We start from the raw sequence: 14,390 nt of genomic DNA on the forward strand, positions 1-14,390 counted from the left end.
CCAACAAGGGCAACCACACAGTGGCTGCCCCAAACCCGTCCTCATCCCCAACGCCGCCGACTTACCCAAACCTGCTCATCCTGAGCGCCGTCTAACACGCGGTCCTGCTCCAACGCTGTCGCACCGGGCAGCGCACCGGGTTTGCGGACCAGGGCTTCCAGGTGGTGATCGAGGTCCAGGCGGGTGCCGCTCTTGGTCATCAGCCGCTCGTGCCGGGCGACCTCGACCCGGCCGTCATAGACGACCAGGTGCGAGGCGTGTAGGTGGACTCGGACCTGCCGTCCGACCAGCCGGACCGGGACCGAGTAGCGGTTGGTGCGGACCGTGACCTGGCTGAATCGGTCGACCCGTGGTGCGAGCCAGGTGCCGGTCTCGAACGATTCGTCCGGCAGCGGCGCCAGCAACGGTCGCTCGACCGCGAGGTGTTCACCGATGGTGTGTGGTCTGGTGCCGATGCGCCGGTGGTCGTCTGCGGCGTCCCATGCGTCGACCATCGTGTTGAGCTGTTCGAGGGAATCGACGTGCGGGACAGGGACCAGATGATTGCGGCGGAACCAGCCGATCTGGCCCTCGACGCCGCCCTTCTCGTGCGCGCCGGTGAGACCGGGCTGGCAGTAGAAGGCCTCGATGCCGTAGTGCGAGCGGAATGCCGTCCACCGCTGCGTCTCGATCCGCTGCCGGGCGAATCCGATCACCTGTGCCACCGCGGAACGCGGGTTGTCGTAGCGGATCTTGCCGGTGGGAACACCGCCCAGGACGGTGAACGCGTGGACGTGGCCTTCCAGGAACGCTTCCTGGCCGCCGGAGGCGAAGATCCGGTGCACCCGATTTGCCCGAGAACGAAAGCCGTAATGCGAACAACATGCAGGTGACTGGTTCACCGCGCAGGATGACGGCCACCTCACCGAAATCGACCTCGGCTTCAGCGCCTGGTTGGTGCGTCTGCTGCACGAACACCAGGGCCGGGCCGCGGCCGGCCTCAGCTCGGATCTTCGGTTTGTGCGCGGCGATGTAGGTCCGCACGACCTGATACGACACTCCGCGCATGTGTTGCTCGTCGATCAACCGGTCGTAGATGCGTTTGGCGGTGTGCCGCTGCTTGCGCGGAGCGTCCAGATCGGTGCGGAGCATGTCGTCGATGACCGGCTTGAACGGATCCAACTCGACGCCCGTGGCGGTAGCGGCTTGCGAGGCGGCGGCAATGCCGACGTCAACGCCGCCTGCACCGTATGCCGCTGACGTGGTACTTCGCCGCGATCACCCGACCGGACAGACCAGTCCGGGAATCGCGGCGGATCGCAGCGAACAGCTCAACCCTTGACATCCGCGACATCGGCAAGCTCCCGTCCCAGACCTGCCGATGCTCCCACCGGTGCAGGTGGCGCCGGAGCTGGCCGACATCGCAAACCACCCGATCGAGAACACCGAGCAGTGGCGCTCAGACTCGCGGACAAAGCGCAGGTCATCCACGGCGCCGCGTCGAACGGCCTACGAACGCGCCAGCACCGCCACGACCGCCTCGAGCGCAGCAACACGGTCGGGATGCTCACCGCGATACACGACGGCGACATCCGCTCGCCGTTCCGGCAACTCCAGAACGGCCAGCACCGCCGCATTCTCACGGATACCGCGCAGACGGACCTCACCCGCCAGCCAACCGTCGATGGCAGCGCTACGAGCCTGATGCTCCTTCACCGCACGACGCGCCTCGGCCAACGCAGAAACCATCACCGCCCGCGACGGCGCAGACGACAAGCCCGCACCCAGGAACGCAACGATCGCATCCGACCGGCGCTGACCCTCAAGTTCGTCCTGCTCGGCGCTGCTGCCACCTACTGACACAACCTGATCATCGCACCCCACCGGCCACCGGGTGCGGAGCCTGCCGCTGACCCTCGACAAACTCCTGTGACCGCGTGCGGAACGTCGCGACCGCCGACCCCGGTCGAGGAGCCGCGCTAGCTGGGTGCCCGGCTTGTTGCGCGTCGATCTTGCAGTTGTGGTGCCTTCCAAACCCGGACATTCAGGGAGTGTCAGGGCACCACAACTGCAAGATCGACGCACAAGGTGGACCCGGTCGACGTTAGTGGACGCCGCCCTAGCTGCAATGCCGGGTAGTTAAGGGTCGGGGCTGGTCGTCAAGGGGGTTCGGCGAGGATCGTGAGGCTGATGGTGGCTTGGTAGGTGCGTCTGTCGATGTTCGGGCCGCGGGCGTTGTATTTGGAGATTGCTCGTTTGACGGTGCGGGCGTTGACGCGGAGCCGTCGCTCGGGCAGGAGATCGTTCAGGACGAGGCGGCCGATGTTGCCGACCAGGTCGATGACGGTGTCGGCGATCACCCCGGCGGCGTGCACGATCTGGTCACGGGCAGCGTGCAGGGCGATGGTGAAGCTGGCCCGGTCAGGGTCCACTGCGGTGTCGCTGTTGGTGGCGTCGGTCATGGCGGTGCGCAGGATCTGGTAGGTGACCAGCAAGGCGTGGATCTCCTGGTCGACGCCGGCCGGGGTCCGGGCCCGCAGGACCCGGCCGCCGAGGATGCTGGACTTGATCTCCAGGTAGGCGGTCTCGATCTCCCACCGTTCGTGGTAGAGCCGCAGCATCGCGGTGGCCGGATGGGCCTGCGGGTCCAGCAGGGTGGTGATCAGCCGGTAGACACCGGTGACCGTGCCGGCCTTGGTCGCGATGCTGATCTCGGCGTCGATGACCCGTACCGGCTGGCCGCCGAACACCGATCGGTAGGAGCCGTCCCGGAAACGGTGCAGCATCGACAGTTTCGGGCCGCCGCGGCCGGTCTTGGCCCGCACCAGCAGATGCGCCTGCCGGCCGGTCACGATCTTGAGCAGATGCCCGGCGGCGAAGTTACGGTCGGCCAGCAGCAGCACCCCGGCGGGCAGCCGGGCCAACAGATCCCTGGCATAGGTGGTCTCGCCGCAGGTGATCGCCCCGAACACCGCGTCCATCACCGACCGGGTGCCACACGCCATCACCGTCACCAGCCGCAGCATCGGATAACCCGACCCGCCGGTGCGCCCGCCGCGCTGCTTGCTGAACCGGGTCAGGTTCGCCGCGCTGTCCGCCGCGAACAACATGGTCCCGTCGATCGCGCAGACCAGCAGCCCCCGCCAGCGCACCGGCCCCGCCATCGCCGCCGCCGGGCCGCGCAGCAGGTCGAACAACGCCCGCAACGGTTGCGGGCCGACCCGCCGGCGGGCCTTGGTCAACGCGGCCTCGCTCGGGTACGCGACCGGCAGCCCGTCCAGACCGGCGACCAGACGCTGCCACACCTGCCGATACCCCAACTCGGCGAACAAACAACCCGCCAGCAGCAGATACACCACCACCCGCGACGGCAGATCCCGCACCCGCCGCTGCATGCAGCGGGTCTGAGCAAGTACGGCATCGACCATCTCGAACGGCACCTGCTGGGTCAACTCACCCAGATGACCCGGCGCGAACGGACCTGCCGCGACCCGCACCACACGCGTAATGACAGACTGAACCAACAGCGGGACTCCCGGCAGCAAGGCATGTCTTGGCGGACGTACCTCTCTACCGGAGTCCCGCTGCCCACATCCACACCAACACACCACTTGACCAGCCACCGCTGGGCTTAACTACCCGGCATTGCGGCTAGGCCGACGGCGATGTGCGGATCACCGCCGGGGGTGCGGCAGATGCCGATGCTGACGCGCATCGGCCGGGTGATGCCGTCGATCGTGACCGGCGGCGCGACCGCCGCGGTCAGGGTGAAGGCGAGGGTCTGCGGGTCGCGTGCTGTGACGAGGACGAATTCGTCGCCGCCGAGGCGGGCGACGAGATCGCCGGGTTCGGCGGCGCGGACGAGCCGGCCGGCGAGCTCGGCGAGGTACAGGTCGCCGCCGTCGTGGGTGTGGACACTGTTGATGTCGTGCATGCCGTCGACGTCGATGAGGGCGACGGTCACGTCGGTGCCGGCGGCGTCGAAGATGCGCTGCTCGGCGACCCGGCGCACCGCGAGACCGGTGACTGGGTCCAGGTGCGCGACCGCGAGGTCCGCCTCCAGTTCAGCGATGCGCTGCCCGGCGCGCACAGCGCGGTTGCTCTCGACGGCCAGGAGCATCGCCTGTACGGCGAGGCTGACCATCGCGATCACGGCCGCCAGCGCTGTATGGCGCGACAGCAGCAGGACGAGCAGGACGGACAGGACCAGTGCCGTGCTGACGCGGGAGAGCCAGCGCCTGGCGGTCACCGATTGGGCGAGGTCCATACAGGTTCTCCTTCAGCGGGAGGGATCGGGCTGGAAACGCAGCGATGCCAGCGCAGGCGAACCGGACCGCGGCTCGCCTGCGCTGGCATGTACTGGGTCAATAGCGTGCGGACGCCAACTGGCGGGCGGTCCACACCGCGGGCGTCGGCGGCAGGACGGGGCCGGCTTCCCAGACGAGCGGTTCGGCTCGGCGGAAGGCGAGCATCGCTGTGGTGGCGAGTGTGTCGAGGTGTGCGTTGGCAGCGGTGAGGAAGCCCAGCCGCTGCGACAGCAGCGGGCTGCGAGCGCGCATCGGTTCTTGGTTCATGCCGGTGATGAGGGCGTCCCCAACCGTGGCCGCCAGCCGGTGGTAGGTGACGTAGTTGCGCTTGCCGGCCTGAAAGGCGTCCAGTTCGTCCGGGTCCAGATGGACAGACGGATGCGTGCGGTTATGGTGGACCATGGCCTCGACACGAGGCTGACGCAGGAACGCGCGGCGTGCAGCATGCAAGGTCCGGCCGTCGGCGCCGATACGGTGTGCCTGCGGCGCCCATGCGTGGGCGCGCGGTGTGCCCCGGACCACGTCGAGCCAGAGACTGTATCGATCGGCGGCGTGTTCGGCGCCGCGTTCACGGGTGGCGGTGACGTCGAACTCGTCGGCCAAGGCGGCGAAGTGCAGCTTCGGCGAGCCGAACGACACGTCCGCCACTGCCGTGGCACGTCGCTGCTCCCGGTGGGTACCGCGGCGCAGCAGTCGAAGGTCGAAGTCAACAGGCGCGCCGACGAGTCGGCGCACGGTAGCCATGTCGTAGTCACGGCCGTCGTGCATGCACACGAGGCCGGTCCGAATCCAGTACCCCACAGGGACGATGAAGCGGTCTGCGAAAGCGGTGTGACGACCGCGCTGGTTGCGGCGGTGCAGGTGAGATGACGCAACGATGGCCACGATCAAACCTCCTGGTTGCTGGGATGGATGTGCCGTCGGGCGAACCAGCCCGGGTTCACCCGACACGCGGCTCGGGGGTGGCACGCTGCGGTTAGCGGGTGCAGCAGGCAACGAGGTTGTCGCGGCTGGCGAGGGCGGTGATGTGCCGGTTCGCTTCGGCGAGGTAGGCGATCTGGGTGGCGTAGCGGTCGTTGTTGGCGGCCAGGTAGGTGCCGTCGAGGCAGACGACTGCGTCACCGGGTACGGCGCACAGCCAGCCGTAGTAGGTGTAGCCCTGCAGACCGGTCTGGAACGCCTCCAGATGACTGGTGGGCAAGTTCATGACCTTGTTGGGCAGGGCGTTGTAGGTGAGCATGCTCGCGATGCGCGGCTGGGCGAGGTAGTGCGCCTGCGCGGTGGCGAGGGGGTACTTGTGCGGGTTGGCCTGGTGCCGGTCCAGGAAGGTCCAGTACGGCTGGGCGGGCCTGGTGCCGGCGACGACCTGGTTCCAGATGTGCCAGCGGTACCAGGAGGCCCGGTGGGCGGCGGCGCGCATGGCGTCGAGGTCGAGCAGATGGACCGGTCCGCCGGCGGCGATGTCCTGCCACGGCTGGACAAGGCTTCCCCGGCGCAGCCGGGTGCTGATCGTGAAGTGGCCGGCAGGGCCAAGGTTGGTCCGCGGCGTGGCCGCGAGGCGGGTGGCGGCCGTGGTGGCCAGTTGGTCGGTGGGGGTGCCGTTGGGCAGGCACACGATGGTCAGGGACGTGTTGGGCACGGTTCCTCCTCGCAAGGGGTGTGGCGGGACTCGGGCAGCCGAGGTCGGCTTCCCGGAAAGCCGGAAAGAGGGGGTGGGGGCTTGACCGCGACAGCGGTCAGCGGCACGCAGGAAGAGACCCGCGGCGGGCGCTGGAAGGCGCGAGGTGGTGCTGTGGGGTGGGCGAGGCGCCTACGGGCGGGGCAGGCCGACCGGCCGGATGGCGGGTGGGCGGTTGCGACCGCGGTCGTGGGCGGCGTGGCCCGGATGGTGGTGCATGGGGGTTTCAAAAGATTTGAGCCCTCACCGTAGCCCGATCACCCAACAGGCCACCGACCGAGCGGATCGGTCAGAAACCCGCGCTGACCTGCGCTGTTGGGTACGCTGTGCGCTTGACGGCGCTGACGGTCAAGGCCCTGTTGGGTTGGCGTGACGCGTTGTTGGCCAACACCAACGGCCATCGGGTGGTTGTTGGGTAACCCGACGTGACGTCACTGGCCTGCGTCGCCGGACTTGGCGCGCCGCCCGCCGCCCCGCCCCGATCGCGCTGGGGAGCGGCGCCGCGGTCAGGCCGCTGGCCGCCGTGGTTGCGGGGAGGTGGCGCCCGGCGTGGGCACCGGGCGCGGCCTGCGGCGGTGGGCGGCACGTTCGGCGTCGACCTCGGCCTGCCAGGTGCTGAATCGGCGTCCGTCGAGTCGGCGCAGGAAGGCCGGGATGCGGTTGGCGGGAATGCCGACCAGCGGTGGTCCGAGGACGGCGAGCAGGTCGGAGGCTTCCTGCGACGACCAGCCGGCCTCGGTGATGGCCGCCTCGTCCGGAAAGACGTCAGCGACGCGGTCGACGGCCGGGTCGAGGGTCTGGTCCTGGGTGCCGCCGTAGGAGTACACCCAGAACAGGTTGGCCGGCGGGTCGGATTCGACCAGTCGCCGGAACCGGTCGACCTCTGTGGTGTAGCAGTAGAAGCGCACGTCCGGCCGGGCGCGGCAGATCCGCAGCCACGCCGCAAGGTACCGGTCGGAGAAGAAGTCGCCACTGTCATGGATGCGAATCCATCGGCCCATGAACGTGCTGCGCCCGAGTTCGATGGTCATGGCGGCTTCCCAGCCGGGTAGGTCGTCGAGGACAAGCATCAGGTTGGCCTGGTGCCGGACGCGCACGACGGGCCGCAGGTAGGTGCCGTTGCGGGCGTAGCAGACGCGGGCGCAGATGCCCGCCGATGGGCAGGTGTTGTAGGTGCGGCCGTCGGCGAGCCGGCCGGCCCACGCGGGCAGCCTCCAGTTCCGCATTTCGCGGTTCTGGGTAAGCAGACGTCTCGGGCGTGGAACGCCCGCTGCATGCGGCCCGGTGTCGGGATGGCTTGCAGGCATAGGTCTCCCTGGGTGTTTGATTCGGGTCGTCGACCGGCAGTGCGGCGCCGCGTGCGTGACCCGGCCTGCAGCCGTGGTCCGCGCGGCGTCGAGGTGCCCCGCAAAGCGGGAGCGAGCTCGGGTCCGTCTGGAGACGGACCCGAGCTCGGTTGCATCGCGGCGTGAGCGCCGCCGCCGGGCGTCAGCCGGTGGTGTCGAGGACCAGCCGGAGAGGGTGGTCGTCCGGTCGGGCCGGTCCGGGGGTGAGGGGGCCGGGTTGGCCGTGGCTGCTGGGCAGGTCGGCCAGGGTGAGTCGGTGGCGGCCGTTGCCGGCCAGCCGCCACACCGGGCCGGCGGGGTCGAGTCCGGATTCCGGCGAGGTGGTGGCAACGATGAGGGTCGGTTCGGGCCGGTCGGCCAGTTTGCGGTGCAGGTTTTGCTCGCGTAGCCGGCTGGGCAGGATGAACAGGATCGGGTACTGCGGGCCGCCCTCGGCGCGCAGCTTGCGGTGGGAGGCCAGCTTGTCGACCAGCCTGCCGATCGGCTCGGTGCCGCGGTCCAGCTCGGCGAAGAAGCCGGTCTCCTGGTCGCCGTCGGTCCAGACGCCGTGGCCGTCGGGCTTAATCCGATGCCCGAACGCTGCCGCCGTGGTGCGTTCGGACCACCAGCGGGTCAGCGCCGTGCCGGGATGGCGGCGGGCGTGCACGAGCAGGGAGACGAAGACATCGTTGACGGCGAGCAGGTGTTCCAGGGTCGGGCTGGAGTAGACCCGGTCCTGCCGTTCCCGCAGGGCTCTGGCGGTGGGTGGGCTCTCGTCGCGGGCCAGGGCCGTGTACCGGGTGGAGAGCAGGCCGGGCAGCCAGCAGACCGGGTTGGGTGCGCCTGGCCGGTTGCGGATGAACCGATCGATGAAGCCGAGCCGGCGCAGCAGCTGCAGGCGGTGCCGGCAGGTGGTGGGGTTGGCGAACAGGATCGAGGTGAGGTGCTCGGTGGTCAGGGTGGTGTGCTCGTCGAGAAGCGACGCGATGGTGTAGTCGCGAGGCCGGAGACGATGGGAGATGTCGATGAGGGTGTGGATGGAGGTTCGACGTGGGTCGGTCGTGCGGAGCACGACCAGGGGCGTGTCCCCCGCGGAGATTTCCCCCTGGGGGAAGTGTCGGGATTCGATGTTCGCGGACATGACGGCTCCTCGCTGGGCTGTTGGGTGGATGGGGGCAGCCTGGCTCCGGCAGTACGGCGCCGGGTGCCGGCCGAGTCGGCGGCTGTTGCGGTGACCGGGTCCTGGCCGAGTCGGCATTCCTTGGCTGGACCTGTCAGTCAAGAGCGGCGTCGATCTGGTGATCGCCGGGTCGCTGGGCGTACGCTGACGGCGTCCCTCAGCGGCTTCCCCCGTGGCCGCTGAGGGACGTTGCGTGTCCGTCCGTCGTGCTGCGCGAGCAGCGCCGATCGCGATGCCGCCCACGATGGCCGCGAACCCGATCATTGCTTGACGTGGCTGTTGGGTTACGCGGCGTCCTGTTGGGTGGCTGTTGAATTGCCCGGGTCCGGGTCGTTACCGCTCGGCGGGTCGGCCACGCCGGCGAGCCGGGCGATCGCCGACCGATTCCCAGCAGGGCCTGCTACGGTTCCGGCGGCAGCTTGCCGGACCGCGGTCGCTTCCCCGACCAGCGCCCGCGGCGGGTTGGTCCGCAGCGTGAACGCCGCGGTCTCGCGGCTGTTGACCACCAGCCGGCATGCCGCCCGGTAGGCGTCCAAATGGCTGAGGTCGTGCTCGTCGAGCTCGGGCATAGTGTGCCGAGCCAGTTGGTGAGCGTCCTCGGGGGCGCAGGAGAAGAACACCTTGTTGCGGGCGTTGGCGGAGATGGCCAGCTGCGTGTCCCGCGGCATCTGCGACAGGTTCTGGTGGGCCAACACGAGGCCGAAGTGGTAGCCGCGGGCCTCGGCGAGCATGTCCCCGACGCTGCCCGGCAGGTTCAGAAAGTTGTGCGCCTCGTCGATATAGGCGAACGAGTCCCGGCGGTCCGGCTCGGGTAGCCGGGCCCGACCGGTCGCGGTCTGCCAGGCCGAGGCGAGCACGAAGCTGCCCATCAGCCGGGCAGTCTCCTCCCCGATCTGCCCTTTCGGCAGGCGGGCGAGCAGGATGCCGCCGTCGAGGACGCGGCGCATGTCGAAGCTGGACTGCGGTGCGCCGAGGGTGCGGCGGACGAAGTCCCGCAGCAGGAAAGCGCGCAGGCGGGAGAGTACCGGGCCGATCACTTGCGCCCGCAGCGGCGGCGGAGTCGATTCGAACCACTCCCAGTAGCCGCGCAAACCCTCCGGATCGTCCAGGTCCTCGGTGAAGGCGAGCCGGAACTTCTTGTCGTTGAGCAGGGGCGGGATCAGCGTTAGCGTGGCGTTCGCGCGTCGGAGCAGGGTCAGGCAGGCGACGCGGAGGGTGTCGTCGATGCGCGGCCCCCAGTGTTTGGCGAAGATCCGTCCAAAAATCGACACGATGTTGTCCACGACCAGGTCGTGGTCGTCGCCCTGCAGCGGGTTGAGGGTCGTCCCGGCCGGCTGGTCAGGGTCGATGATCGTCAGCCGCTTGGCGTGGCTGGTCGGGATCCGGTCGAGCAGGTCGAGGACCAGGTCGCCTTTGGGGTCGATGACGACAACACCGCGGCGGGCGTGGATGTCGTCGAGGATCATGTTGAGCAGCAGCGTGCTTTTGCCGGAGCCGGTGGAGCCGAGCACGTGTAGGTGCTGGCGGGCATCGGCGACGTTGACGGCGACGGAGTGGCCGCCGACGTCGGCCTTGCCGAGCACCTTCGTGCCGCGCCCGCCCGAAGCGACGGCGACGGGTGCGGGCATCGGCTTGGCGCGGGCCCGGTCCAAACCGGGCACGGCAATGTCCTGCGGCAGCGCCGCGATCGTGGCCAGCTCCGTGGTCGAGAGCAGGATCCCGCGACGCAGCACCCGGGCGGCCAGGACCCGGGCCGGATCCTTGACCGACAGCCGGCGTAGCCGGTTGCGGCCGGTCCAGGACCCGAACGCGGAGGCGATGCCGTGGGCGAGGGTGACCAGCCGGGGCGTGATGTCGTCGGGGTCGCTGCGGCGGGGGTTGGTGTGCGCGACGCCGAAGCGCAGCGCCACCTCCCACTGCGTGCCGGCGAGCTTATCGACCCCGGCGCGGCCGTCACGCTCGCGTTGCGGATCACTGCCAGGTATCGGCGTGTGCCGTACGGCCGGATGAGTACGCCGGCCCGTGCTAAACAGCTCCAGGCTGAAGTCGAGGACGACCCGAAGCCAGGTGGCGGGGTCGAGCAGGTCGCGTGGTGGCCGTCCGGTGCGCAGCCCTTGTACGCCGCGGCGTAGCCGGCGGATCTGCCGGTTGGTGGCGGGCCGGGCCAGGACCTGCACGCAGGCCGACTCCGCGGCGTGCAGCCCGGACGCGGCGGCGATCAGGGTACGCATCGGGTCGTTATCGTGGTCGGTCTGCAGCGGATACCAGGCGGGCAGGGGGGCGAGCGCGCCGCCGACGTCGAGCGCGCCGGGCGGTAGCGGCGGGTCGGCGTCGGTGACGGTGCAGGCCGCGCCGGGCCAGGCGCCGCGGATCGCGGCCTGGATCGGCCCGTGCTGGATGGTGCGCGGCACCCAGACCGCGATGGTCAGTTCCCGGCCGCCCCACCGGTACTCGACCGCGAGGTGCGGACGGCCGTCGCGCAGGCGGCGTCGCCAGCCGGTGTGCAGGATCTCGGCGAGGGTGGCCCACAGGGTGGCGGCGCCGCCCGGGTCGACTTCCGGCGACGGGCTGATGGTGATCAGCTGCGCGTGCCGGGCCATCCGGGCGTGCCGGCGACCGGCCACAATGGTGCGCGCGGTGCAGCCGGCGGCGATGAGCAGCACGGCGACGAGGCCGAGCCAGGGCCGGTCCCGGCACCAGGCGCCGACGGCGGTGGCGGTGTCGAGCAGCCACTGCGACGGGCCGGGCAGCGGCGCCGCCGGCGGTGGAGTGGGGGAAGGCGCGGGCGTGGGGGAAAACGCGGGAATGCGCTCGAAGACGGGGCTGGCGTTCATTTATCAGGCCCTTTCGGAGAACAAAAAAGGGCTGTGGGCCGCCATTGCTGGCGGCCCACAGCCCTACACTGGTGTGGTCACGTCACCGCCGGTCCCGGCCGTGACGTTGTGGTGGTGGTGATTACTCGTCGTCGGGCAGCTCCAGGTCACCGATGCACAGCTGGTGCTCTTTCTTGTGGGCCACGGCCTGGAAACCGACTCGGTGCGTGCCGGACATGAGCAGGCCCTCGCCACGGCGGGCGCCGAGCAGCACCCTCGCCTCGCCGGCAGTGAGTCCGAACACGTCGGCGACGAGGTCGATCGCCTGCGGCGCCTGCCGCAGCAGGATCTGGGTGGCGGCGTTGGCGATGACGACCTGCCCGAGGTCGGAGCCGAGCAGGTCCCCGACGTCCTGGGTGATGACCGCCAGTCCGGCCCGACGTTTGCGGGCGGACTTCGCGAGGCGGGACAGGAACTTGGCGCCCTCGCCGTCGCGCAGCAGGGTCCAGGCTTCGTCGACGACGACCAACCGTCGCGGTGTGTGCGCCGAACGAATGGCCGGGGTGTCGACCTCACGCCAGATCGCGTCCAGCGCGAGGAGCATGCCGGGGGCGCGCAGCTCGTCGGCGAGCTGCCGGGTCGACCAGCACACCAACTGACCGCTCGGCACGGTCGTTGTGGGGCCGTCGAAGAGGTCCCGGAACGAGCCGGTGGTCCACGGCGTCAGCCGCGCCGCGAGGGTGTCGGCGGCTTCGGTGCGCTGGTCGGTGAGCGCGGTGGCGACGTCGCGCAGCAAGGGCGCCTGCCGGCGCCAGGTGGCGGGGTCGTTGGTGATCCCGGCCTGGTCGTAGGCGTCGTTGATGGCCTTGTCGAGGGCGGCCCGCTCCGACGGCGGTGGCTGCTGCGCCAACAGCACCGAGATCAGCGTGTGCAGGAACAACGCCCGGTACGTGCGGGCCTGCGGTCGGCGGTCGCCAGGCGGGATGTCGAGGGGGTTGAGCCGCACACCGCCGGCACCGAGGGCGATCGTGACGCCACCGACCGCGTCGGCCAAGCGGATGTACTCGTTGTCGGGGTCGATCACCGCCACGTGCACGCCGTCGGCGAGGGAGCGGAGCACTTCGAGCTTGACGAAGTAGCTCTTTCCCGCCCCGGATCTGGCAAGCACGACGCTGTTGGCGTTGTGCTGCGCCCACCGGTCCCACCACACCACCCCATTCGAATAGGGGTTGAGGCCGTAGAGCATGCCGCCGGTGGCGCCGGGTTCACCCGGTAGCGGCGCCGGCAGGTCGGAGGAGGCGAGGGGGAACGCTGACGCGATCGCGTCGGTGTCCATCACCCGCCGCATGCCGAGCCTGTCAGTGGCGAGCGGCAGGGTCGCCGTCCAGCCCTGCAGCTGCCGCCACTTCGCGGGCTGCGTGTCGAGCAGGACGGAGGCGGCGGTGGCCCGCACGTGCGCGACCGCCTCGTCGAGCTCGTCGAGGCTGGTGGCGTGCACGCACAGGTACAGCCCGACCCGGAACAGCTTCGACTGCCCGCGGGCGATCCGGTCGGCCAACTCCGCGGCGTCGTCGGCGGCGGCCTCGGTGATCGGATCGACGAGCCGGCCCTTCTCCGCGTCGGTGCGCCGGTTGGACTCCAACCGTGCCCGTTGCTTACGCAGCCGAGCCGCGGCGACCTGCGGCGGCAGCGGGTCGATGTAGACGACGACGTCGAGCCGGCCCGGCCAGGCCAGCAAGGGGTCCAGCCACGCGGGGCCGACCTCGGCCGGGTAGCCAGTCACGATGAGCGTGGCCGCGTACCCGTCCCCGATGCGCAGGTAGCGGGGCGTGTGTTGGATCGCGGACGGGCCCAGAACGGCCGCGAGCCCGGCCGAATCGGCCGGGCTCGCGTCGGTGTTGGTTGGCTTTCGCCGTTGCAGTAGGGGCATGTCAGTCTCCTGGTCCGGTGATGGCCGCGTCGGGCAGGGCACGAGCCCAGGTGACGTCGGCCGGGGTGTAGGGGTCGGCAGCGCAGGTCAGCACCGCGGCGGCTCGACCGCCGTCCAGCACGGCTGTCTGCGCCCCGAGGGCGGACAGTGCGGACGCCGCGTGCTCGGCGCGGCGCAGGACCTCGGTATCGCGGCCCTTGTCGCCGGCCGCGGTGACCGCGACGGTGACGGTCCGCCACAGCGGGTCCCGCCGCGCGGCGAGGTCGTCGAGGAAGTCGGCGTAGTCGCGGGCAGCGTCGGCCAGGGCCGGGTTGGCGATCGTCTCAGCGTTGTCGGCGATGCGTTGGGCGTGGCTGGACAGATCGACCCGCTGTGCGGAGATCACGATCTGTACCGGCCCGGACAGCGAGTTGAGCCACCGGCCGTAGCCAGCGATCAGGGCGGCCTGTTCGTTCCCGGTGCGCAGCCCGATGTTCACGGTGGTGCACGCGACCAGCGCCACGGCGTGCGAGCCGGCGTCGATGACGCCGGTGTCGTTGATCGCCGTGGCCGGCAGCCGCAGTACCGGCACCGTCGCCGCGGGCGTGTCAGTGGCCGGGGCCCAGGCCGGTGCCGCGGTGGGCCGGCCGGCCGCGGGGGCCAGCCGCTTCGGGCTGCGGGTGTGCCGCACCGCCGCCAGCAGCCAGGCGTCCATGGACAGCCCGTCACGGCGACCCAGGGCCAGCACGATCGCCGCACCGGCCAGCGGGGTGAGGATTGCCAGCAAGACCGGCTGCGGCAGCAGCGTCCCGACCGCTCGGAAGATGCCGTAGCCGGTCACACCGGCCACGGCCAGGATGGCCAACTGCCGGGCGGTCAGCCCATAAACGATCTTGTCCGGGGTGTCGACGTCGGCGGGAATCCGCGCGTGCGGGGCAGCGTCGTCGCTACTGCTCACGGTAGCCTCCGCGTGTCGTGGTGGTGTGGGCTTTCATCGCCTGGGTGTAGAGGTCGACGCCTTCGGCGATCTCCTCCCAGGTGTAGGGGTAGATGGGGCGGCCGGTCGGCCACGCGATGGCGACGATGTCGGCGCTGTTGGTGGTGAGATCGAGCGGCGTCGGGCCGGTCGTTGGGTCGGTCATCGCTTCCTCGGCGGTGTCCTGCGTTGTCATCTGGCTTCCCTTCCAAGTGGGTCAGTA

The 14,390-nt window shown here is 70.2% G+C and carries 13 protein-coding genes; 2 read left to right on the forward strand and 11 right to left on the reverse strand.

Translation table 11 applies throughout. The features are described 5' to 3' along the window. Positions 1-41: 41 nt before the first annotated feature. A complete protein-coding gene (locus Drose_RS17055) occupies positions 42-824 on the reverse strand; it encodes a Mu transposase domain-containing protein (protein ID WP_260729176.1) in 783 nt (260 codons plus the stop codon). Positions 825-933: 109 nt separating this feature from the next. On the opposite strand from Drose_RS17055, the gene Drose_RS17060 reads away from it, so the two are divergent. After that, complete coding sequence (locus Drose_RS17060; protein ID WP_260729177.1) at positions 934-1,239, forward strand: hypothetical protein; 306 nt, start codon at positions 934-936, stop codon at positions 1,237-1,239. Between the two features lie 192 nt (positions 1,240-1,431). Beyond that, a complete protein-coding gene (locus Drose_RS17065; protein ID WP_260729178.1) occupies positions 1,432-1,839 on the forward strand; it encodes a hypothetical protein in 408 nt (135 codons plus the stop codon). Between the two features lie 299 nt (positions 1,840-2,138). On the opposite strand, the gene Drose_RS17070 is transcribed toward Drose_RS17065, so the two are convergent. From Drose_RS17070 to Drose_RS17115, 10 genes are all read right to left on the reverse strand, one after another. Continuing rightward, complete coding sequence (locus Drose_RS17070; protein ID WP_260723845.1) at positions 2,139-3,431, reverse strand: IS4 family transposase; 1,293 nt, start codon at positions 3,429-3,431, stop codon at positions 2,139-2,141. Positions 3,432-3,610: 179 nt separating this feature from the next. Beyond that, complete coding sequence (locus Drose_RS17075) at positions 3,611-4,246, reverse strand: GGDEF domain-containing protein (protein ID WP_260729179.1); 636 nt, start codon at positions 4,244-4,246, stop codon at positions 3,611-3,613. A 97-nt stretch (positions 4,247-4,343) separates the two neighbouring features. Beyond that, positions 4,344-5,171 carry a hypothetical protein gene (locus Drose_RS17080; protein ID WP_260729180.1) on the reverse strand — a complete coding sequence of 276 codons (828 nt, stop codon included), beginning with the start codon at positions 5,169-5,171 and terminating at the stop codon, positions 4,344-4,346. A 91-nt stretch (positions 5,172-5,262) separates the two neighbouring features. Further along, entirely contained in the window at positions 5,263-5,925 is a 663-nt protein-coding gene (locus Drose_RS17085) for a hypothetical protein (RefSeq protein WP_260729181.1), read from the reverse strand. A 545-nt stretch (positions 5,926-6,470) separates the two neighbouring features. After that, positions 6,471-7,271 (reverse strand): GP88 family protein, encoded by an 801-nt coding sequence (locus Drose_RS17090; protein ID WP_343871457.1) that lies wholly within the window; start codon positions 7,269-7,271, stop codon positions 6,471-6,473. A gap of 181 nt (positions 7,272-7,452) precedes the next feature. Continuing rightward, a complete protein-coding gene (locus tag Drose_RS17095; RefSeq protein ID WP_260729183.1) occupies positions 7,453-8,430 on the reverse strand; it encodes a replication-relaxation family protein in 978 nt (325 codons plus the stop codon). A 323-nt stretch (positions 8,431-8,753) separates the two neighbouring features. Next, the gene (locus tag Drose_RS17100) at positions 8,754-11,303 is read right to left on the reverse strand and encodes a helicase HerA domain-containing protein (RefSeq protein WP_260729184.1); all 2,550 of its coding nucleotides are present in this window, start codon (positions 11,301-11,303) and stop codon (positions 8,754-8,756) included. Positions 11,304-11,424: 121 nt separating this feature from the next. Continuing rightward, a complete protein-coding gene (locus Drose_RS17105; RefSeq protein ID WP_260729185.1) occupies positions 11,425-13,212 on the reverse strand; it encodes a VirB4 family type IV secretion system protein in 1,788 nt (595 codons plus the stop codon). Between the two features lies 1 nt (position 13,213). Beyond that, on the reverse strand, positions 13,214-14,149 hold the full coding sequence (locus Drose_RS17110) for a PrgI family protein (RefSeq protein WP_260729186.1): 936 nt from the start codon (positions 14,147-14,149) through the stop codon (positions 13,214-13,216). Further along, entirely contained in the window at positions 14,139-14,363 is a 225-nt protein-coding gene (locus tag Drose_RS17115) for a hypothetical protein (RefSeq protein ID WP_260729187.1), read from the reverse strand. The genes Drose_RS17110 and Drose_RS17115 overlap by 11 nt, the downstream gene beginning before the upstream one ends. Positions 14,364-14,390: the final 27 nt, after the last annotated feature.

Origin of the sequence: Dactylosporangium roseum, assembly GCF_025264685.1 — a bacterium.
GTDB lineage: Bacteria > Actinomycetota > Actinomycetes > Mycobacteriales > Micromonosporaceae > Dactylosporangium > Dactylosporangium roseum.